Below are 20418 nucleotides of genomic sequence, written 5' to 3'. Positions count from 1 at the left end.
GAATTTTCAGCTACCTTCCAGAAGTTTGGAGAAAGTAAATGAGCGGCAGCAGTGCCCAGATTAGCGCAACTCCGAGCAACAGGTATCTATGGGATAGTGCAACCACCGACCCAACAAACGAGACACCAGCGGCCGCGACGGTACGCCACAAAAACGATGAACTGTCAGCCCCGGCAGAAGCGGCAAGGCCGAATACAAGCCACATGAATGTGACGACGCCGCTAGCGAGAAGTCCCAGCCCCCAGAGAAACCAAGCCGCACCAACATAGGAACTCTCGTTTTGCACCCGATCCTCAGCAATGAGGCTCTTGAGTTTGGAGATGGTGCGTTTGGCCATAGACGTGAGGTTTTAGCGTTTGAGTCAGGCCTCTGTCCCTGTGGCGACGACTAGCAGGAGCGTCTCGCCTGTGGCGACCAACTTCTCGCTGCCTCCGGAATGGGCAAACAGTTCGCACGAGGTGAAAACCTGGTTCTTGCCAGGCTTGACAACCTTTGCTCGAGCGACAAAGCGCTCTCCGACGGCTGGCCGCAGACAGTTGACCGAGTAGTGAGAGGCTAGGACCCTTCCCACCAGGGTTACGGCGGCGAAACCACAAGCGGTATCGATGAGCGCGCCGACCAGCCCGGCATGGAGGAAGCCTGAGTACTGACCGGCCTCTGCGCGCCAGGGCATCGCGATGGTTGCGCTTCCGGGTTCGGCCGCCACTACTTCAATACCGCACCAGCGGTTGAATGCTGCCGCAGCGTTGATGGCTCGAAGTTGAGCCAGTGCGTCGCTTGATTGCTCCATGGGGCTACTCCTGAAGTGAACAGTGAGTGGCAATCTAGGCGCATGCTCCGGCGATGGCTGTCAGCACTGCGACAAAGTGTCACCACTGCGACGACTCCGAGGCCTAACGTCGGAGTTAGACCTCAACGCGCTTCCCCAATGACACCAGGTCGAGGTTTCGAAATCCAGCTGCCTCGTAAAAGGGACGTGCGGGTGCAGTTCGTCCCGAGTGTGTTGATATACCGTGAGAGTTTGCCCGTTGTACTTGATCCCGTCGAAGAGCGGACACGTGGCATTGGCCTGGGAGCCGAGCGCCGCAACAAGCATAAGTAGGTAATGCAATTTCATCGAGTGGCTAGCGGTTTAACGTTTGACATGAGCGGGGGCGACCGGCTTGCCGGTTGACCTCCGCTCGATGGAAGGGTTAGGCCTGGCGCAGCTACTTCGCGACCAAATGGAAGTGAAGGTAGGTGACATGTTGGAGGGCAGGCCCGTTGGTGTAGAGACGATAGTTGGCCATATCTCGCTGTTTGGCGAGCTCGCGTGCCAAGGAAAAACAACCGAGAACGAACGGTCCATCTTCAGGCTGAAGCTCAAGAATGTTTCGCACGTCGCGCTTAGGGAATAGAACGAAGTGGAACCGGCCCTCGGGCTTTGGGTGTTGTATCGCGACACATTGATCCGATTCACCAACGCTTGGAACCAAGGCTGACGCACTTTGAATCCCGGCCGATGCAAGCAGTCCAGCAAGATCGCTTGGCTTGTAGCAACGTTGCTCGCAGCTTGAGAACGCCAAAAACGAGCGAGGAATGCTTCGAGAAAACAGATATCCACCAGCGACAAGGCCCGCGACCGCAGCAATCAGTATGGCAAGAGCTCGCATAGCTTCCCGCAAGGCCTAACGTTGGAGTTGACCGGCGCGCATCGACAGCGCGCCGTAGTGTGAAAGCCTACCCGCGCACCCGGAGGCGCGATGGCGATGCGTGTCCGCGTCGAACGACCAGTTATAGATCACCGCGGGCCAGGCAGCTTTGCTGCGCCTTCAAGCACTGCCCGCCGAATATCCATCGACCACGCACGCACAGCTGACGCGGTGTACTTCACAATCTCGCGCACCTCTTCCGAGCAAGACTGGTAGCGTGGATCTTCAGAGCCCCTTTTCGCCGATCCTTGCAGCCGGAGAACCGTTGGTGCGTCAAGGGTAGCGGCAAGTGAGGCGTTAACTACCGCGAGGTCTTGCGCGAAGGCTGACGTCTCTTCCGGCGTGAGAGTCTTGCAACGCTGATTCAGCCACCAACCACCTGCGATCGTGGCGAATCGCTCTAGCGCGATCCCGACCCCTCTGTCTTGCGCAGACGCCAAAAGTGACACAGAGCAAATAACGGCGGCGAGGAGTTTCTTCATATGAGGCTATAACGTTGAAGTTGAGCCGCGAGCGACGGCTGGACACGGAAGGCCCAGAATGAAATGGGGGCCTGGAGTGACCAGCCGTTGCAAGTCGGCTCGAACGACCTGTTAAATCTCATGTTGAACCCGCTCCCACAACGATGACATCTGGCCAATCCTCCGGCCACGGACGGTCTTCATCTTGGGCGTGAGCGTGACAAAAGCCGTTGCTCGTCGCGTCCATTTCGTCCGCTTGCTTCAGCAGGAATTTTGCAATGCGCCGTATGGTCCCTGCGTCCGCTTGGAAAGAGACTTCTGTCAGCTCAACCAGTCCCTCTTCGTTTAGAGGCGCGCCTGCGGGATACCCATAAGTTTTCATGAGATTTAACGTAATTTAGACCGCAAAACCTGCGGTATAACTTGGCGGCTGCGGATTAATCCGGAAAAACCAGCAGCCTAAGCGCTTGTCGCGATTCGTTTTACAGACATTTTTTGTTTATTCCGCACGATTAAATTTACCCACAAACCCAGCAAAGCAGTGAGGCCCACGTGTTGATCACTGCAATACCTTCCAACGCGTCACCCCGCATCGAACTGGAGCAACTGGTACAACACGCCGGCCCTGTCCTTGAACATGACAACGACACCTACCGGGCACCTCTTGGGTTCTGAGTGCAGCAATTCACCGCCAGCTTCAACGATTCTGCGCATCGCGGCGCGGATCTCCTCCGTCTGGAAGGAAAGAACGGTGGCCGGCGAGGCAGGCTGCGAGCCGGCTTCGATCTTCTCGAGGATCAAGGTGGTCGAGCCGGTTCTCAGCTGAACGATGCAAGGGCCATGAGTTGCCTTGACCTCGTACCCCAAGCCTTCCGAATAAAAACGGACAGCCTCATCGAGGTCTGGGACAAAGACAGTTTGTACGCACACTGGCAGCATGTGATCTCCCCTTGCTTCGCGCCATGGTTCATGTGGCTTGACCTGGCAGCTGAGATCTTATCCGGGAACCCGGCAGCGGGGGCGCTCATGACACACGCCGCCACGATGCACTGCCAGCCAGCTCCACACCATAAGCCACCAAGGCACGGGCGGCCACGGTGCCTGCATCCCGCGGCTCGGCCAGCAGCCAGGGCATGCCCCGCCCCATCAAGAGCAAAATCGAATCGCTACGTTTTTTATAGCTGTCGGTGCCCGTCGAATAAGGGCTGAAGGCAAATTTTTCTTAACGACATCCCGCAAACTGCCATGACGGACCGGCTGCAAGCCAGCTGGATCAGTCGCTGGTTTCACTGGTGAAGCTTTGGGCCGGCACAGCCCCGGACACTTTGATCAGGCAGGCGAAGTTGCGCAGATACCCTTCAAGCACTCACGGGCCTGCTCATGTATCGGGCTTCTTCACCGTAGGTCTCCATGTGCCCGGCAGCTGAGCCGGTCGGCGCCGCCACCCGAAAACCATAACGCTCCCAGAAGAAGGTCGAGTCGTTGACCGCTGTCAGGCAGGCGAAATGAACCTTCAGTTGCTTGAGGGCTTCAAAATAGGCTTCAATGAGTGCGACCGCCACACCCGTGCCTCGTGCCGCAGGGTGTATCGCGAGATCGTGCAAGTAGAGAGCGTCTGCCGTGGACGGAGCGGAGAAGGACGGAGCATTCAAGGGCGGAGGGCTGCCAGCTTCAGCCGGTACCGCAACGAGATAACCAGCGAGGCCGTCGGGTACCAGAGCAACAAAACACGAGGTCGGGGATGCCCTCAGCTTGGCGAGGAACGACTGCGCCGACTCCAGCTTCGTCTCGTCGTAGCAGCGGGATTGAATCTCCAGCACCAAGGCCATGTCTTCTGCCCGCATGGGCCGGACGACCGTCTCCGGCTTCATCGCGCCTTGCGCGCGAACGGTTTGCCGCCGGACTTGCCCGAGCCGTTGTCGCGTGGCGGCAGGCCGGTGTGCTGGGTCAGGATGCGGCCCTTGACGGGCGTCACGGGTTTGAGCGCCACGGTGGTCGAATTCTTCTTGCGCGCGCTGACGTAACCGCCGTCGGTCATGGGCTGGAAGGTCGGGATCAAATGATGCTTGCCGTTGCCGATCAGGTCGGCGCGGCCCATGGCCTTGAGCGCTTCGCGCAGCAGCGGCCAGTTGTTGGCGTCGTGGTAGCGCAAGAAGGCCTTGTGCAGGCGTCGCCGCTTGTCCCCGCGCACGATGTCCACCGTCTCGCTGTCGCGCGTGATCTTGCGCAGCGGGTTTTTGTTGGTGTGGTACATCGTCGTGGCGGTGGCCATGGGCGACGGGTAAAAGGTCTGTACCTGGTCGGCGCGAAAGCCGTTTTTCTTCAGCCAGATCGCCAGGTTCATCATGTCTTCGTCGCTGGTGCCGGGGTGGGCGGCGATGAAGTAAGGAATCAGGAACTGCTTCTTGCCAGCTTCGAGGCTGTACTTCTCGAACATCTGCTTGAACTTGTCGTAGCTGCCGATGCCGGGTTTCATCATCTTGGTCAGCGGGCCCTGCTCGGTGTGCTCGGGCGCGATTTTCAGATAACCGCCAACGTGGTGCGTGACCAGTTCCTTCACGTACTCCGGGCTCTGCACGGCCAGGTCATAACGCAGGCCGGAGCTGATCAGGATCTTCTTCACGCCCTTGAGCGCCCGCGCGCGGCGGTACATCTTGATCAGCGGGTTGTGGTCGGTGTTGAGGTTCTGGCAGATGCCCGGGTAGACGCAGCTGGGCTTGCGACAGGCGGCCTCGATCTCGGGCGACTTGCAGCCGATGCGGTACATGTTGGCGGTGGGACCGCCCAGGTCAGAAATCGCGCCGGTGAACCCTTTGACGGTGTCGCGGATCGCCTCGATCTCGCGGATCACGGAATCTTCAGACCGGCTCTGGATGATGCGGCCTTCGTGTTCGGTGATGGAGCAGAAGGTGCAGCCGCCAAAGCAGCCGCGCATGATGTTCACGGAAAAGCGGATCATCTCCCAGGCCGGGATCTTGGTCGCGCCGTCATGGCTGCCGTTCTCGTCCTGGTAGGCCGGGTGCGGGGCGCGGGCATACGGCAGGTCGAACACATAGTCCATCTCGGCCGTGGTCAAGGGAATCGGCGGCGGCGTGATCCACACATCGCGCGCGGTGGCGCCTTCGCCGTGCGCCTGCACCAGCGCGCGGGCATTGCCGGGATTGGTTTCGAGGTGCAGCACGCGGTTGGCGTGGGCGTACAGCACGGCGTCGCTCTTGACCTGCTCGTAAGACGGCAGGCGGATCACCGAGCGGTCACGTGGCGGGACCTTGATCTTGCCCTGCATGTGGGACAAGGCGGGGTTGGGCACGAAGGTCAGTGGCTTGATGGTGGACCCCAGGTCCGTTCGGGCTGAGCTTGTCGAAGCTTTGGGATCCCCTTCGACAGGCTCAGGACGAATGATTGCCTGGACGGCGGTGCTTCCTGCCGATTCGGCCTGTGCAGCGACCTCAGCCGCTTCGTCCTCACGCGCGCAGCTGGCGCCCTGCTCTTTGGCCTGCTCCGAAATCATCAGGTAGGGATTGACATGCGCCTCGACCCGGCCCGGCGCGTCCACGCTGGTGGAGTCGATCTCGAACCAGCCTTGAGCGGTTTCGTCGCCGGTGCGGCGGATGAAGGCCGTGCCGCGGATGTCGGTCATGGCCGCGACCGGCTCCTTGGCAGCGATGCGGTGGGCAATCTCGACAATCGCGCGCTCGGCATTGCCGTACAGCAGCAGGTCGCACTTGGCATCGACCACGATGGAGCGGCGTACCTTGTCGGACCAGTAGTCGTAATGGGCGATGCGGCGCAACGAGCCTTCGATGCCGCCCAGGATGATGGGCACGTCCTTGTACGCTTCGCGGCAGCGCTGCGAATAAACGATGGCGGCGCGGTCGGGCCGCTTGCCGCCGATGTCACCGGGTGTGTAGGCGTCGTCGCTGCGGATCTTGCGGTCCGCGGTGTAGCGGTTGATCATCGAGTCCATGTTGCCGGCGGTCACGCCGAAAAACAGGTTCGGTTTGCCCAGGGCCTTGAACGGGTCGGCGCTTTGCCAGTCGGGCTGCGCGATGATGCCGACGCGAAAGCCCTGGGCTTCGAGCATGCGGCCGATCACCGCCATGCCGAAGCTCGGGTGGTCCACATAGGCGTCGCCGGTAACGATGATGATGTCGCAGCTGTCCCAGCCGAGCACATCCATCTCGGCCCGGCTCATGGGCAGGAATTTCGACGTGCCGAAGCGGCTGGCCCAGTACTTTCGGTAGCTGGTCAGCGGTTTGGCGGCGCGCGCGAAGAAGGAGACGTCGATGGGGGCGTTCATGGGGACCTGAAGAGGACCTAAAAGGGCAACCTTTGATTTTAAGGTTTTAAGCCCGCTTGTGCTCTTTACATGGGTACTTCGCGCCTCGAATCAACCCGAAACAGCCCGATTCGGCCTCAAAACGACTGTTTCAGGCCCGCGCATGGGCAATCAGTCGGTCCAGCATGCGGCCCAGCTGCTGCTGCTGCGTGACCGACAGGCAGCCAAAAATTTCCTCATTGCGCCGCGCAATCAGCGCCATCACGCGGCTCCACAAGCTCTGGCCGGCCTTGGTCAGCGTCAGCACCACGCCGCGGCCGTCGGTGGTGCTGGCCTCCTTGCGCACCAGGCCGCGGTCCACCAGCGACTGCGCCGCACGGCTGGCCTGGCCCTTGTTGAGATTGGCCTTGGCGGCCAGTTCCATCACCGAGAGCGGCGCAAAGTTGCCGATGGCCGCCAGACAGCGTGCCTCGCCGACGGGCAGCCCAAACTCGTCGGCATAGGCGTCGCTGCTGAACTTGTCGGTCAGCTTGTTGACCAGGTGCAGCCGGTAGCTCAGGAACTCGTCCAGCCGCGGCGTACCGGGCGATTTACGCGGCATCACTGGCCCCGGCAGCGCACTGTTTCTGCGCGTTGGCGATCAGCGGCAACACCTGGTCGGCTCGTTCGAAGCGGCTCATCAGCGACAGGCTCAGCATCGCCAGCAGAAGCGGTGCCCGGGCCTCGCCCGCCTGCGCCAGGGCTTCGCACAGGGCGGAATAACTCCGGTCAAGGTCGGCATCGGTCATACAGCGAATCCTTTGAGTTCCAAGGCGGCCAGCAGCGGCGCCGGGTCCAGGCCGCGCCAGCGGCCCATCACATAACCGTCGGGGCGTACCAGCACCAGGGCCTCGGCACCGGCGTCGGGCAGGCCGTAACGCTGGCGCGCCTGGCCCAGGGTGTCGGCATCGGGTTCGATCGCCAGCACCGCCACGCCATGGTCCGGCAAATCGCGCAGCGCATCGGGCAAGGCGCCGTCGGCAAACACCAGGCACAGCAGGTCCCGGCCAAAACATTGGGTCAGGTGCAGCGGGCCGTGCGGGCCGGCCAGCAGGGCCTCGGGCGCGGGCGCGCCGGGCGCGGCCAGATCGCTGGCCCACGCACCGGCTTGCGGCATATTGAGCGCTGAATCGACATAGGTGATGGGCAAGGACTGGCGCGGATTGATCAGCGAGCGCACCTTGTCGTCGCTGAGTGCCAGCCGCAAGGTGGCTTCACGCATCAACTTGAAGGCAAAGTTGGGCGGCGCCATGAATTCGGTGCTCTTGGCGCCGTAGGCAATGTTTTCGCGCGCGGCATGGATCCGCTCGGTGGAGTACGAATCGAGCAGGCTGTCGGCCGCCCTGCCCTCGATCACGGCGGCCAGCTTCCAGGCCAGGTTGCCGGCATCGTCCAGCCCGGAGTTGAGCCCGCGCACGCCGAAGATGGGCACCAGGTGCGCGGCATCGCCGGCAAAAAACACCCGGCCGTGGCGGTAACTGTCCAGACTCAGGCACTTGGCGTTGTAGATCGAGATCCACAGCGGTTCCCAGGGCTCGTCCTCGCCGATCATGCGCAAATGGCTTTGCACGCGCGGCAACACGTTTTCGGGCTTGACCGCCTCGACCGGGTCTTCGTCGTCACGGATCTGGTAGTCAATGCGCCAGACATCGTCGGGCTGGCGGTGCATCAGGATGGTGGAGCCAGGATTCGACGGCGGGTCGAACCAGGCCAGGCGCTCGACCGCCCTTTTTGTTTTTTGCACGATGTCGACGATCACGTATTTGCCGTCGTACTGCGTGCCCTGGAGCTGCAGGCCGAGCTGCTCGCGCACGGTGCTGCGCCCGCCATCGCAAGCCACCACCCAGTCGGCGCGCACGGTGTGGGTGCCAGCGGGACTCTGCACCTCGACCTCGGCGCCATCCGCCAGCGGGCGCAGTGCCGTCACGCGGCTGGACCAGCGCACGTCCATCTGCGCTGTACCGGCGCGGTGCGCAAACTCCTCCACATAAAACTGCTGGATGTTGACCATGGGCGCAAAACGCTGGGTCGGCTCGCTGGGCATCTGGAAATGCAGCACCTCGGCGTCGCGCCAGTAGCTGCGCCCGCCGACCCAGGACAGGCCCTTGTCCACCAGCGGCTTGTCGGCGCCGACCCAGCCGAGGATTTCCTGCGAGCGGCGCGACATGCAGATGGCGCGGCTGCCGCTGCAATAAGCCTCATCGGCCTCCACCACCAGGCAGTCGATGCCGTAGCGCGAGAGCAGCGCGGCCAGGGTGAGGCCGACCGGGCCGCCGCCGGCAATCAGCACCGGCACGCGGTCCGGGAAAGGGGGAATCTTGGAAGTCATGGGCAGGTCTTTATTTGGTTGCGGACACAACTATAAGGCCAACTGGTTGCAGGCGCAACCAGTTGACGCTGCAACCCGACCCTGTTCGTCGTGGCGCCCAGGGCACCCTTGGCTATGATGGTTTTCATCACAACACCGGAGACAAGACATGCCCGAATTCAGCACCCTGCGCATCGAGAAAGACACCGCGCACCCGCGCATCGCGCGCCTGCTGCTCAACCGGCCGGAGCGGCTCAATGCCATCAACGACGCCATGCCGCGCGAGATCCGCGCCGCCATCGACTGGGCGGCAGCCGAGGACGAGGTCCACGTGATCATTGTCGAAGGCGCGGGCAAGGGGTTTTGCGGCGGTTACGACCTCAACCACTTTGGCGAAGGCCAGATCGACCACCCCTGCCAGCAGGAGCAGTTCCCCTGGGACCCGATGGTCGACTACGCCTACATGAAACGCAACACCGAAGATTTCATGAGCCTGTGGCGCAGCCCGAAACCGACGATTGCCAAGGTCCACGGCTACGCCGCGGCCGGCGGCAGCGACATTGCGCTGTGCTGCGATTTGCTGGTGATGGCCGACGATGCACGCATCGGCTACATGCCGACCCGCGTCTGGGGCTGCCCCACCACAGCGATGTGGACCTACCGCCTGGGTGCCACACGCGCCAAGCAGCTGATGTTCACCGGCGACACCATCGACGGGAAGAAGGCCGCCGACTGGGGCCTGGCCAACGAAAGCGTTCCGCCCGACCAGCTGGAAGCGGCCACCTTGAAACTCGCACAACGCATCGCAGGCGTACCGCGTTCACATCTGGCCATGCACAAGATGGTGGTCAACCAGGTGATGCTGACCATGGGGCTGGAGCAGACGCAGATGATGGCCACCGTGTTCGATGGCATCACGCGCCACAATCCCGAGGGCCTGTGGTTTCGCCGTTACGCCCAAGCCGAAGGCTTCAAGGCCGCGGTGCAGTGGCGTGACAGCGGCGAACCGATTCCCGAAGGCGACGAGGCGCGCAACGCGATCCGCGAATTGTCGTCCCGGCCGCCTCAGGCCTGAGCCGGACTCACCTGGCCCGGCTCGCGCACCGGCTGGACGGGCTCACCGGGCGGCAAGTCGATCACTTCGGGCGGCGGCTCCGGGGTTGGCGGCATCACCGGCGGCGGGCTGTCCGGTGGTACGTGGGCCTTCCAGGAACGAAGCGTGGCATGAAGAGTCATGACTGCTGGTGGCGCCTGCGGCGGCTGACCACGGACCGCAGCGCCGCTGCGGCCAGGGCACCTGCCGCCAGCGCGAGCAGGGCGGACTGAGCCGGCCTGCGGGCCACCTGGCCGGCCAGCGACTCGCGGTAACGCGCCAGCACACCCGGTGCTGCCGCGTCCTGGCCAGCGGGGGCCAGAATCCCGTCCGAAGCGGGGTTGCTCAACACCGCCTGTTCGGCCGATTGCAGCACGTCTTCATTCAGCGGCCGCGATGGCGCTGCTGGCACTGCGTTTTGTTCTTCGTTGCGGTTCGTGATCATCAGGACGCTTTCTCCGGGTGAGTTCCGGTTCAGTCAATAAATGGGTTCTCTTGCTTTTCTCGCAGTTTTTCAACCTTAAAAGGCCTGGCCGGCCCGGCCTGCGGGAAAGCCCAGTGTCGCCCTGTAGGAGGAAGCCCCGGCGCGGCCGCGAAGGCGGCGGGACCCGACACAACGTTTCTGCAAGGTACACGGTGGTCAGGCAGGGCGACGCTTTGAAGTAAGACAGGTCTTACAGGGGCTCGCGACTGGCCTTACAGCCACTGGCGCCCGGCAACTACGGCCCCCCGCCGCCCCGGCTTGTAAGGTGGGAACTGCTCTTCCCCGCAATGTTTCCCGCAGTGTTTCCCGCAGTGTATTTTTTCCACCGCCCCTTCCCATGAGGACATCCGATGGCACTCGCAGCATCCTCTCCCTCCGACGCTCCCGGCACAGCGGGCACGCGCCAGCGGCATTCCCCTTTCGGACCTGCGGCCTGGCTGGTGGCTGCCCTGGTCGGCTTGGGCGCCCTGCTGGCCATCTTGCCCGAAGGCGCGGCCGAGCCGCTGCAAACCCTCATTGCCTGGTTGATGGTCGCGATGGTGGCCACGCTGGCCGTGATCCTTGTCGCCAAGGGGCTGGAGCGCCTGCTCGACTGCGAATCCAGTTAGCGAGCCTGCAACAGCCACACAGGCCACCTGCCCGGTCGGCCCGTCCTCACTTTTTTGAACCGTTTTCCAAGGAACCCAGATGACGCAACCCAAGCGCAGTACAGCCAGCGCCCCCAAACTTTCCAACGGGGCCACCGAAAAGCAAAAACAGCTCCAGGCTTTTACTGCGGACACCGCCAGCACGCTGACGACCAACCAGGGTCTGCACATTCCGGACAACCACAATTCGCTCAAGGCCGGCGTTCGCGGTCCGACGCTGATGGAGGACTTCATCCTCCGCGAAAAAATCACCCACTTCGACCACGAGCGCATTCCCGAACGCGTGGTACATGCCCGCGGTTCCGCAGCGCACGGATTTTTCAAACTCTACAAGCCGATGACGCAGTTCACCAGCGCCGGCTTCCTGCAGAATCCCGAGCTGGAAACCCCGGTGTTCGTGCGCTTTTCCACGGTCGCCGGCTCACGCGGCTCGGCCGACACGGTGCGCGACGTACGCGGCTTTGCCGTCAAGTTCTACACCGACGAAGGCAACTACGACCTGGTGGGCAACAACATCCCGGTCTTCTTCGTCCAGGACGCAATCAAGTTTCCCGATCTTGTCCATGCCCTCAAGCCCGAGCCCCACAACGAGATGCCGCAGGCCGCCAGCGCGCACGACACCTTCTGGGACTTTGTCACGCTGATGCCCGAATCGACCCACATGCTGATGTGGGCGATGTCGGACCGCACCATCCCGCGCAGCTACCGCATGATGGAGGGTTTTGGCGTGCACACCTTCCGCTTCATCAATGCGCATGGCAACGCCCATTTTGTGAAATTCCACTGGAAACCCAAACTCGGCGTGCACAGCCTGGCCTGGGACGAAGCGCAGAAAATCGCCGGCAAAGACGCCGACTACCACCGCCGCGACCTCTGGGAAGCCATCGACAGGGGCGACTTTCCGGAGTGGGAACTCGGCGTGCAGATCATCGAGGAAGGCCAGGAAGACAAACTTGGCTTTGACATCCTGGACCCGACCAAGCTGATCCCCGAATCGGTCGTGCCGGTGCAGCTCATCGGAAAGATGGTGCTCAATCGCAATCCGGACAACTTCTTTGCCGAGACCGAACAGGTGGCATTTCACCCCGGCCATCTGGTGCCGGGCATCGACTTCACCGACGACCCGCTCTTGCAGGGGCGCCTGTTTTCCTACACCGACACCCAGCTGTCACGCCTGGGCGGCGCGAATTTTCACGAGATCCCGATCAACAAGGCGGTCTGCCCTTTCCACAACTTCCAGCGCGACGGCATGCACCGTCAGGGCATCAGCAAGGGTCGGGTCGCTTACGAGCCCAACACCCTGGCGACAGGCTCGGAATTTCGCGTCGATGGCGGCGCCCAGGGCTTTCACACCCACCCGCAGGCGCTGGAGTCCCCGAAAATCCGCCGGCGCAGCCCGTCGTTCGACGACCATTTTTCCCATGCCACGCTGTTCTGGAACAGCCAGAGCCCGGCCGAAAAAGACCACATCGTGGCCGCCTTCCGGTTTGAACTGTCCAAGGTCGAAGTGCCGGACATCCGCCAGCGCATGGTCGACAACCTCGCGCATGTGGATGCCAAGCTGGCCGCCCGGGTGGCGGCGCCGCTGGGCATCAACGCGCCCGACGCCAAGGCTGCCGCCGGGCGACTGGGCTTTCGCGACTACCGGATCGCACAGACCATCGACGAAGATGCGGCGCTCAGCATGGCTGGCCGACCGGCCACCGACAACATCCGGACCCGCAAGGTCGCGATTCTGGTCGCCGACGGCGTGGACCTGCTGAGCTTCAAGCGCCTGCAACAGGAGCTCCTCGACGCCGGCGCCCAGTGCAAGGTGGTCGCGCCCCAGCTCGGCCACGTCACCACCTCGTCAGGCAAACAGCTTCCCGCGGACCACACGTTTTCCAACACCTCGTCCATCATGTTCGACGCGGTCGTGATCCCGGGCGGTGCCGCCAGTGCCGCCACGCTGGCACAGCTGGGCGACGCGGTGCATTTCGTGCTGGAAGCCTACAAACATTGCAAGACCGTCTGCGCGCTCAACGAAGGCGCGCAGCTGCTCGGCACGCTGGGTTTTGCGCTCGATACCAAGGACGGCGCGCTGATGGAGCCCACCGCGGGCATTCTGCTGGGCGACTCGCGCAAGGCAGCCGACGGCCAGGTTGCGCAGGCCCTGATCGCCGCCATGGCGCGCCACCGCCATTGGGACCGGCTCAATGTGGACGCCGTGCCAGCCTGAGCAACCAACCTGAGCCGCCGGCCCCGGCCAACCTAAAGGCGTCAAGGCGTCAAGGCGCCAGCGTCAGTTGGTGGGCAAAGGCCGCCGGCTTCATTTGCAGCGGGCGGTAACCCACCGCCGCCCACGTCTGGCGCATGTCGCGGTAGCGGCTTGAAAACACCAGACCGCTCTGCCCGGTCTGATAGATGAACTGCGAGCTCTCCAGATCGGCCAGGTCGTACACGGCGCGCAGCGAGGCCGCATGTCGGTTGGCGAACGGGGTCTTGGCGTCGTTGGGCCAGTACTGGCCAACATTGATGGTGAAGGAATCCCCGTCCGTCGGCACCCGCACGTCGAACACCCGGGCCAGCGCCGGCACGCTGCCGAAGGGCCGGTGCACCGACAGCGCGTAGTGGACATCGCCCCACTTCCATTGGGCCGGCACCTGGCCATGGCTGGCCTGCAGGCGCGTGAGCGCGCGGTCCAGCGCGGCGGTGGACTGGGCAGCACAACCTGCGGCACCACACCAGAAGGCGTCATTGCGCTGGACAATCTCCTCGATGGCACTGCGAAAATGGCGTTTGCCATACATCGCCTTGAAACGTTCCTCGCCCAGCTTGGCGCCTATCACGCCACGCGTGAGTTCATCGGCCCAGACCGAAAAAATCAGCGGGGCCGCGCTGTCGGCGCGCATGCGGCCGTCAAAGCCGGCCAGGACGGCTTGCGCCTGCTGGGCCAGCACATGTTGTGATGCGGTCTTCTGCAACAACGGCAGCAGCGTGAGCGTGGCCAATGACAAGGGGTCGCCCTGGATCTTCTGCATGGAGGCCAGATCATGCCGGGGGGTGTCACCCAGCAACTTCTCGATGCGGTCAAAGCGGTAAGGAGCCACCCAGTCCTGGCCCATGAAGAAGTCATAACCGGGCGGGGTCACGCTCTGGTTGGCGTTGGCAAACCAGCCTTTCTTGCCGATGGCCACCGCGTCGGTCTGCGGCGTCTGGGCATACGGCAGCCAGCCGGCCCAGTCGTACTTCGCCTCCCAGCCCGGTGAGGGTGCAATGCCCCGGATGTCGTTGTCCGGCTGACGCAAGGGCACCTTGCCCACCGCCTTGTAGGCCACCTTGCCGGCCACATCGGCCACCACGAGGTTCTGCATGGGCGAGTGGTAATTCGCGTAGGCAGCCAGCAGGTCGTCCACCGACTGCGCCTGGTTGCCGCGCACGCCCGCCACCACCGTCAGGTTGTCCGTCTCGAGGGCGCTCCAGCGCAGCGCAAGCACGTACTTGCCGGTGTCCAGCACCTCGCCATGCGCTTTCTGCACATCGCTGAGCACCGGGCCGTGGCGACTGACACGCACTGTCAGGCTGACGTCCGGCTTGCCCTTGACGGCGATGGTTTCACGGCGCGTCTTGAACCCCGCCCATAAAGGCTTGCCCGCAGGCCCCGGCACCCGGTACTCCTGCGGGTTGGCGGGGTTGATCTGCTCGAGGTACAGGTCCTGCACGTCGGGGCCGGTGTTGGTAAAGCCCCAGGCCACATTGTCGGTGCGGCCCAGCACCACAAAAGGCAGGCCGGGCAAGGTGGCACCGATCACGTTCATGCCAGGCAGGGTGCTTCCGTCCGCGGCCTTGCCGGCGGGTGCCTGCAGGTGCGCAAAGTACCAGATGGCCGGCGCCGACAGGCCCAGGTGCGGGTCGTTGGCCAGCAGGGGTTTGCCGCTGCGTGTGCGGCTGCCGGGAAGCACCCAGTTGTTGGAGCCTTTGCCTTCGACGTTGCCGATGTCGGTCGCCCAGCCATTGATGTCCTGCGCCATCAGGCCCCGCATCCCCTGCTGAGTTTGTGCATCAAATCGGGCTTCAGCCCTTTCCAGACTTGCGCCAGCAGCTCCTGTTTTAATAGCATCCGGCACGCTTTTGTAAATGCCGAGCCCGGCATACAGCTTGGCGAAGTCGGTTCTGGAAGCGGGCGCCTCGCCAGGGTAAGGCGTGAACAGCTGCCACAGCTGTTCGGTCGTCAGCACCCGGGCCGCAGACAGGCGCGCAAATTCGGTGCCCCAGTTGCCGCCCAGATCCAGCGCCATCATCAGCGACCAGCCGACGCTGTCCTGCGGAGTCCAGGGCTGGCCCGACCGACCGCCCGGCTTGACGCCCAGAATGTGGAATTCCGGCGACAGCGCCTGCGCGCTGCCGGCATAAAAGGCATTGATGCCGTCGCTGTAGGCCTGCAGCGCCGCCTTGCCGTCGGCCGGCAACACCTGCCACTGGCGCGCGGCCGCTTCCATGATGCCCAAGGTGCGCATGAGCTTGTCGGTGTCCAGCGTGGCCTCGCCCACCACCTCGGAAAGCTCGCCGTGCATGACGCGGCGGTTGAATTCCAGCTGCCAGCCACGCTCCTGCGCATGCACATAACCGAGCGCCATCCAGGCATCGCGCTGGGACTGGGCCTTGATGTGGGTGACGTCGGCGCCATCGCGCGCCACGCTCACGGGCGCTGCCAGGGCGGGCAGCTTGAGTTCGCCGTCCAGCGCCGGCAAGGCCCGCGTGGCGTACACAGCGAGCGCAGCCGCGAGCAGGGCCACCAGTACCAGCAGCCCCCAGAAAAACCGTTTGATCCAGACCATGATTGCCTCCTCCTTGTTGTAGGAGATAGCCTAACCGAATCAGGCCCCCGCAATCAGGTGCGGGCGATCAGGCGGCCGCGACCGGCTTGAGCTGCAGCGACTTGAGTTCCAGAAACTCCTCAAAACCGTACACACCCGCCTCACGGCCGTTGCCCGACTGCTTGTAGCCGCCGAAAGGCGCATTGGCATTAAAAGGGCCGCCGTTGATGTCGACCTGCCCGGTGCGGATGCGGCGCGCGACTTTCATCGCATGGTCGTCGCTGCCGCTCCAGACGCCGCCGCCAAGACCGTAAATGGTGCTGTTGGCAATCGCCACGGCCTCCTCTTCGTCCTTGTACGGAATCACCACCAGCACGGGCCCGAAAATTTCTTCCTGGGCCAGGGTGTCGGTGGCCTTGATGCCCAGGATGGTGGGCTGCACAAAGTAGCCCTTCTCGAAGGCGGGCAGCTGGTCACCGCCGGCAATCACGTCGGCGCCTTCTTCGATGCCGGTGCGGATGAACCCCAGCACACGGTCGCGCTGGTTCGCGCTGACCAGAGGTCCGAGCTTGCTGGTTTCCTCGAGGCTGGGGCCGACGCTGAACTTGGCGATCGCGGTTTTCGCCAGCGCCTTGACCTCGTCATAACGGCCGGCCGGCACCAGCATGCGGGTGTGGGCCGAGCAGGTCTGGCCGCTGTTGAGCATGCAGGCCGAGATCGTGCCCTTGACCGCGGCTTCCATGTCGGCATCGTCGAGGATGACACTGGCGGACTTGCCGCCGAGTTCCAGCGCCACCCGTTTGACCGACTGGCTGGCGAGTTCGCTGACACGTTTGCCGGCTCGCGTGGACCCGGTGAAACTGACCATGTCCACCTCGGGGTGGGTCGCCAGCACTTCGCCAACCACCGGACCCATGCCGTTGACGAGGTTGAACACGCCAGGCGGCAGGCCGGCTTCATGAATGATTTCGGCCAGGATCATGGCATTGACGGGCGCAATCTCGCTGGGCTTGAGCACCACGGTGCAGCCGGCGGCCAGCGCGGGCGCGACTTTCAGGGTGATCTGGCTGAGCGGGAAGTTCCACGGCGTGATGCAGCCCACCACGCCGATCGGCTCGCGCACCACCAGCGAGTTGCCGACTTTCTTTTCCCATTCGAAATTGCGCGCAATCTTGGCAAAGTTGCTCCAGTGCCAGGTGGGTCCGCCCACCTGTACCGCGCGTGCCATTTTCAGCGGCATGCCGACTTCACGGGCAATGGTCAGCGCCATCTCGTCGGTGCGGGCCTTCAGACCGGCCGCGACCTTGTCCAGGTAGGCAGCGCGCGTTTCGACGGGCAAAGCGGCCCATGCATCAAAAGCCGCGCGGGCGGCCAGCACGGCGCGTTCGGCTTCCTGCGCTGTGCCGGCCGGCACGGTCGCCATGACTTCCTCGGTGCTCGAGTCATGCACCGGCAGGGTCTCCGCCGATTGCGCCTTGATCCACTGGCCATTGATGTAGTGCGAAGGGTAGGTAGTCATATCAGGCTCAAAAATGGGAAATTTTGTGAAAAAACAGGGCAACGAGAAGTGAATAAATTACAAAGAAAATCATGATGATTTTCCCTGCATGCTCAAACCAGGAAAATTGAAAATTACTACTTTTGTTTGTAACAGAAGAATCAACATCACATTTGGTTACTAACGCATTGATTTATTTGTTGTTTTACGTTAACCATGTCACGTGATAGAACTTGCATCTGTAACCGTGGAGGCTTAATCTAACAGACCGCACGGTTATGCACCGCCTCACTATCGAAAGCACAAACGCTATGCGCTGGATTAAACCTGACTTGAAAAGCAGTTTGCTGGGTCTGCTCAATGGCGGCGAAGTGACGCCTTCCAGCCTGGAAAAACGTACCGAAGGCATTCGGCAACTGATGCTCAACGAACTCGGCGAGTTCGGCGAAAAACATTACCCGAAAATAGCGCTGCGGGTGCGCTACGCCCAGGATGCACAAGGCCTCTGGTATGCCCGCGGTGACGTCATGGCCGTGCTGTCGGCCATGCAGGGCGAAACCATCGCCCGCCAGAAGGTCAGCGGCATCACCAAGATGTTTGAAGGCCTGCTGCCCGGCAGCCTCGGCTCCCGGCGCAGTTCGCTGACCAACTAGTCGGCCGCCCACCGGGCCAGGCCCGGTGCGTTTCCCCTGTTCAATGGTTGTGACCCCAGAGCAGGAAAGCATCCCTGTCCTCCACAGCCAGCGCCACCTTCGCCCCCACCGGCAACACCACCTTGGTCGGCACATGGCCAAACGGCAGGCCGCTCAACACCGGCGCCTTGATCTGGCGCTGCAACCAGGCCACCACCGTGGCCAATTTGAACCCCTTGTCGTGCGGCACCAGCTTGTAGTTGGTGAACTGCCCCAGCACCACCGCCTTCTGCTGCGCCAGCACGCCGGCGTGTAACAGCTGCGTCAACATGCGCTCCAGCCGGTACGGGTGTTCATGCACCTCTTCCAGAAACAGGATGCCGCCCTTCACCTGGGGCAGGTAGGGGGTGCCCACCAGCGAACTGAGCACCGCGAGGTTGCCGCCCCACAAAACCGCACTTTTGACGCCAAATTTGCCTTCAGCCCCCGGCTGCCAGGCGCCGTCTGCTCCTGATTTCGTAGCGATTTTTGGCAGGCGCCAGCCGGTGCCCTCGCCCTGACCCGTGATCAGGTCGTCAAAGCAGGCTTCCATGATGTCGTCGGGCTGGCCTTCGGTCCCGAAGTCCTCGCCGAGCGCTGGACCGGCCCAGGTCACCGCCCCGGTTTTCGCCAGCAGCGCGTTCTGCAGGGCCGTGAAGTCGCTCAAGCCGACAAAACGTGTGCCCCGGGACACGGCCTTGTCCAGCGCCTTGTAGTTGATATGCGGCAACAGGCGTGTCAGTCCGTAGCCACCCCGGGAAATCAGCGCCACGTCGGCGTCGCTGGCGGCCGCCCGGTCGATCGCGGCGAGCCGGGTGTCGTCGTCGCCGGCAAAACGCTGATGGCTGCTCAGCGCAGCCTCGTCCAGTTCGACCTCATAACCCAGCGCGGTCAGGCGCCGCACGCCGCGTTTGAAAGCGGTCTTGTCGCGCACGGCGCTGGAGGGGGAGTAGATGTAGATATGTTTTTTCACGAGACGAAGTATCCCACTGCCCGGACCAGCCATTGCGAAGCCGCCGGTCAGCCGCCCAGAGAACGCACCGCCTGCCGGGCAATGCTTTCCCCATGCTCCTGCAAAAAATGCCCCGCCTGCGGCAGCACCAAAGGCTCGGGGCAGCCACGGATCATGGCCTGCAACTGCTGCATGACCGGCAGGCCGAGCACCGGGTCCTGCGCACCGACGGCCATCAAGGTCCGGCCTTGCCAGCGTTCGCGCCAGAAACTGCGGGCCTCGCGTGAAATGGCGGCACCGTCCGCGTCCTCGGCCTCGGGCACCATGCCCGGAAAGGCACGCAAGGCGGCGCGGTGGCCCCGATCGGGGAAAGGCGCGTTGTAGGCGGCGCACTCTTCGGCGCTCATCTGCGGGTTGCCGCGCGCAAACAGCCGCGCCACATCGAACTCGGGGTTTTTCGCGCACATCTCGCGCCAGGCCAGAAAGCCCGGCGACAAGGGCACATCGCCGGTCGCCAGCGTTGTGTTCATGACCAGCAGGCCGCGGTAACGCTCAGGTGCGTCCATCGGCAGGGTCAGGCCCAGCAGGCCGCCCCAGTCCTGCACCACCAGCACGATGTTCTTCAGGTCTAGGCGCTCGACAAACTCGAGCAGGATCTGGCGGTGGCCGGTGAAGCTGTGAAAGCTGTCCTTTTTCGGTTTGTCGCTTTTGCCGAAACCGATCAGGTCGGGCGCCACCACCCGGTGCCCGGCCGCCAGGAACACCGGGATCATCTTGCGGTACAGATAGCTCCAGGCCGGATTGCCGTGCAGGCACAGCCAGGTCAGGTCCTCACGGGGCCCCTCGTCGAGGTAATGCAGGCGCAGGCCGGCCAGCGAAGGCAGGTCGCTGAGGTAACGGGGCGCCCAGGGGTAGTCCGGGAGATTGGCAAACGCGCTGTCGGGCGTGCGCAGTGCGTCATCGCGCAGGGGATGGTTCAGTTTTGTCTCCTGGCGCTGTTCGCTGCGCCGTTGCTGGAAAAAATCCTGCAGCAGCGCGCCGCACTCCCCGGCCAGTACCCCGCCCTGCACCTGCGTCTGGTGGTTGAGCTGCGGGTTGGCGAACAGGTCGATCACCGAACCGGCTGCCCCGGTTTTCGGATCCGGCGCGCCAAACACCACTCGCTTGAGCCGCGCATGCAGCATGGCGCCGGCGCACATGGCGCAGGGTTCCAGCGTGACAAAGAGTTCACACTCGTCAAGCCGGTAGTTGCCGCCGGCCTGCGCGGCCGAGCGCAGGGCCTGCATTTCGGCATGGGCGGTCGGGTCATGCCCGCTGATGGGGTTGTTGCAGCCGGTGGCGATCACCTGGCCATGGCGCACCAACACCGCACCGACCGGGACCTCGCCCGCTTCGGCGGCTTGCCGGGCCTGCGCCAGCGCCAGTTGCATGTAGTCGGCATCGCTCATGATTGCTTCGTTTTTTATAGCATCGTGCGCAAGTAGCATAAGGGCTCAAGC

17 protein-coding genes and 1 pseudogene are annotated in these 20418 nt (G+C 63.2%); 4 read left to right on the top strand and 14 right to left on the bottom strand.

Annotated elements, in window-relative coordinates; genetic code table 11:
* Positions 1–10 precede the first annotated feature (10 nt).
* From AAG813_RS01725 to AAG813_RS01690, 8 genes are all read right to left on the bottom strand, one after another.
* On the bottom strand, positions 11–337 hold the full coding sequence (locus AAG813_RS01725; RefSeq protein ID WP_341911196.1) for a hypothetical protein: 327 nt from the start codon (positions 335–337) through the stop codon (positions 11–13).
* 24 nt (positions 338–361) lie between these two features.
* Positions 362–790 carry a PaaI family thioesterase gene (locus AAG813_RS01720; RefSeq protein ID WP_341911194.1) on the bottom strand — a complete coding sequence of 143 codons (429 nt, stop codon included), beginning with the start codon at positions 788–790 and terminating at the stop codon, positions 362–364.
* 1944 nt (positions 791–2734) lie between these two features.
* Complete coding sequence (locus AAG813_RS01715; RefSeq protein WP_341911192.1) at positions 2735–3091, bottom strand: VOC family protein; 357 nt, start codon at positions 3089–3091, stop codon at positions 2735–2737.
* 419 nt (positions 3092–3510) lie between these two features.
* Complete coding sequence (locus tag AAG813_RS01710; RefSeq protein ID WP_341911190.1) at positions 3511–3996, bottom strand: GNAT family N-acetyltransferase; 486 nt, start codon at positions 3994–3996, stop codon at positions 3511–3513.
* 23 nt (positions 3997–4019) lie between these two features.
* A complete protein-coding gene (locus tag AAG813_RS01705) occupies positions 4020–6452 on the bottom strand; it encodes a YgiQ family radical SAM protein (protein ID WP_341911188.1) in 2433 nt (810 codons plus the stop codon).
* 130 nt (positions 6453–6582) lie between these two features.
* Positions 6583–7032, bottom strand: a complete 450-nt coding sequence (locus tag AAG813_RS01700) for a MarR family winged helix-turn-helix transcriptional regulator (RefSeq protein WP_341911186.1) — start codon at positions 7030–7032, stop codon at positions 6583–6585.
* On the bottom strand, positions 7022–7219 hold the full coding sequence (locus tag AAG813_RS01695; RefSeq protein ID WP_341911184.1) for a hypothetical protein: 198 nt from the start codon (positions 7217–7219) through the stop codon (positions 7022–7024). Before AAG813_RS01695 ends, AAG813_RS01700 begins: the two co-directional genes overlap by 11 nt.
* Positions 7216–8799 (bottom strand): FAD-dependent oxidoreductase, encoded by a 1584-nt coding sequence (locus AAG813_RS01690; protein WP_341911182.1) that lies wholly within the window; start codon positions 8797–8799, stop codon positions 7216–7218. Before AAG813_RS01690 ends, AAG813_RS01695 begins: the two co-directional genes overlap by 4 nt.
* Before the next feature lie 145 nt (positions 8800–8944).
* Here AAG813_RS01690 and AAG813_RS01685 point away from each other — a divergent pair.
* A pseudogene (locus AAG813_RS01685) lies at positions 8945–9853 on the top strand (crotonase/enoyl-CoA hydratase family protein); the annotation flags it as partial.
* Here AAG813_RS01685 and AAG813_RS01680 read toward each other — a convergent pair.
* Positions 9844–10014, bottom strand: a complete 171-nt coding sequence (locus AAG813_RS01680) for a hypothetical protein (RefSeq protein ID WP_341911180.1) — start codon at positions 10012–10014, stop codon at positions 9844–9846. The pseudogene AAG813_RS01685 and the gene AAG813_RS01680 overlap by 10 nt on opposite strands.
* Positions 10011–10316 carry a hypothetical protein gene (locus tag AAG813_RS01675; protein WP_341911178.1) on the bottom strand — a complete coding sequence of 102 codons (306 nt, stop codon included), beginning with the start codon at positions 10314–10316 and terminating at the stop codon, positions 10011–10013. The genes AAG813_RS01680 and AAG813_RS01675 overlap by 4 nt, the downstream gene beginning before the upstream one ends.
* 389 nt (positions 10317–10705) lie before the next feature.
* Here AAG813_RS01675 and AAG813_RS01670 point away from each other — a divergent pair, with 389 nt between their 5' ends.
* Positions 10706–10963 (top strand): hypothetical protein, encoded by a 258-nt coding sequence (locus AAG813_RS01670; protein ID WP_341911176.1) that lies wholly within the window; start codon positions 10706–10708, stop codon positions 10961–10963.
* 79 nt (positions 10964–11042) lie between these two features.
* Positions 11043–13220, top strand: a complete 2178-nt coding sequence (locus AAG813_RS01665) for a catalase (RefSeq protein ID WP_341911174.1) — start codon at positions 11043–11045, stop codon at positions 13218–13220.
* A 49-nt stretch (positions 13221–13269) separates the two neighbouring features.
* Here the strand turns inward: AAG813_RS01665 and AAG813_RS01660 are convergent, their stop codons facing one another.
* Both AAG813_RS01660 and AAG813_RS01655 read right to left on the bottom strand, forming a co-directional pair.
* Positions 13270–15819, bottom strand: a complete 2550-nt coding sequence (locus tag AAG813_RS01660) for a penicillin acylase family protein (RefSeq protein WP_341911172.1) — start codon at positions 15817–15819, stop codon at positions 13270–13272.
* A 67-nt stretch (positions 15820–15886) separates the two neighbouring features.
* On the bottom strand, positions 15887–17317 hold the full coding sequence (locus AAG813_RS01655; RefSeq protein ID WP_341911169.1) for an aldehyde dehydrogenase family protein: 1431 nt from the start codon (positions 17315–17317) through the stop codon (positions 15887–15889).
* A gap of 311 nt (positions 17318–17628) precedes the next feature.
* Here AAG813_RS01655 and AAG813_RS01650 point away from each other — a divergent pair, with 311 nt between their 5' ends.
* Positions 17629–17949, top strand: coding sequence for a hypothetical protein (locus AAG813_RS01650; protein WP_240523514.1), 321 nt, complete (start codon positions 17629–17631; stop codon positions 17947–17949).
* A 40-nt stretch (positions 17950–17989) separates the two neighbouring features.
* On the opposite strand, the gene AAG813_RS01645 is transcribed toward AAG813_RS01650, so the two are convergent.
* Both AAG813_RS01645 and tadA read right to left on the bottom strand, forming a co-directional pair.
* Positions 17990–18973, bottom strand: coding sequence for an LD-carboxypeptidase (locus tag AAG813_RS01645; protein ID WP_341911167.1), 984 nt, complete (start codon positions 18971–18973; stop codon positions 17990–17992).
* Positions 18974–18987: 14 nt separating this feature from the next.
* Positions 18988–20367, bottom strand: a complete 1380-nt coding sequence (gene tadA, locus AAG813_RS01640; RefSeq protein ID WP_341911165.1) for a tRNA adenosine(34) deaminase TadA — start codon at positions 20365–20367, stop codon at positions 18988–18990.
* Between the last annotated feature and the right edge of the window lie 51 nt (positions 20368–20418).

The organism is Polaromonas sp. YR568, assembly GCF_943371715.1.
Classification (GTDB): Bacteria; Pseudomonadota; Gammaproteobacteria; order Burkholderiales; family Burkholderiaceae_C; genus Polaromonas.
This window is presented reverse-complemented; position numbering and strand designations above follow the sequence as displayed.

Bases quoted from the DNA above. Each gene is read 5' to 3' on its own strand.
- AAG813_RS01655 (WP_341911169.1), bottom strand. From the start codon at position 17,317: ATGACTACCTACCCTTCGCACTACATCAATGGCCAGTGGATCAAGGCG.
- AAG813_RS01675 (WP_341911178.1), bottom strand. From the start codon at position 10,316: ATGATCACGAACCGCAACGAAGAACAAAACGCAGTGCCAGCAGCGCCA.
- AAG813_RS01710 (WP_341911190.1), bottom strand. From the start codon at position 3,996: ATGCGGGCAGAAGACATGGCCTTGGTGCTGGAGATTCAATCCCGCTGC.
- AAG813_RS01680 (WP_341911180.1), bottom strand. From the start codon at position 10,014: ATGACTCTTCATGCCACGCTTCGTTCCTGGAAGGCCCACGTACCACCG.
- AAG813_RS01670 (WP_341911176.1), top strand. From the start codon at position 10,706: ATGGCACTCGCAGCATCCTCTCCCTCCGACGCTCCCGGCACAGCGGGC.
- AAG813_RS01715 (WP_341911192.1), bottom strand. From the start codon at position 3,091: ATGCTGCCAGTGTGCGTACAAACTGTCTTTGTCCCAGACCTCGATGAG.
- AAG813_RS01705 (WP_341911188.1), bottom strand. From the start codon at position 6,452: ATGAACGCCCCCATCGACGTCTCCTTCTTCGCGCGCGCCGCCAAACCG.
- AAG813_RS01645 (WP_341911167.1), bottom strand. From the start codon at position 18,973: ATGGCTGGTCCGGGCAGTGGGATACTTCGTCTCGTGAAAAAACATATC.
- tadA (WP_341911165.1), bottom strand. From the start codon at position 20,367: ATGAGCGATGCCGACTACATGCAACTGGCGCTGGCGCAGGCCCGGCAA.
- AAG813_RS01665 (WP_341911174.1), top strand. From the start codon at position 11,043: ATGACGCAACCCAAGCGCAGTACAGCCAGCGCCCCCAAACTTTCCAAC.
- AAG813_RS01695 (WP_341911184.1), bottom strand. From the start codon at position 7,219: ATGACCGATGCCGACCTTGACCGGAGTTATTCCGCCCTGTGCGAAGCC.
- AAG813_RS01690 (WP_341911182.1), bottom strand. From the start codon at position 8,799: ATGACTTCCAAGATTCCCCCTTTCCCGGACCGCGTGCCGGTGCTGATT.
- AAG813_RS01720 (WP_341911194.1), bottom strand. From the start codon at position 790: ATGGAGCAATCAAGCGACGCACTGGCTCAACTTCGAGCCATCAACGCT.
- AAG813_RS01700 (WP_341911186.1), bottom strand. From the start codon at position 7,032: ATGCCGCGTAAATCGCCCGGTACGCCGCGGCTGGACGAGTTCCTGAGC.
- AAG813_RS01660 (WP_341911172.1), bottom strand. From the start codon at position 15,819: ATGGTCTGGATCAAACGGTTTTTCTGGGGGCTGCTGGTACTGGTGGCC.
- AAG813_RS01725 (WP_341911196.1), bottom strand. From the start codon at position 337: ATGGCCAAACGCACCATCTCCAAACTCAAGAGCCTCATTGCTGAGGAT.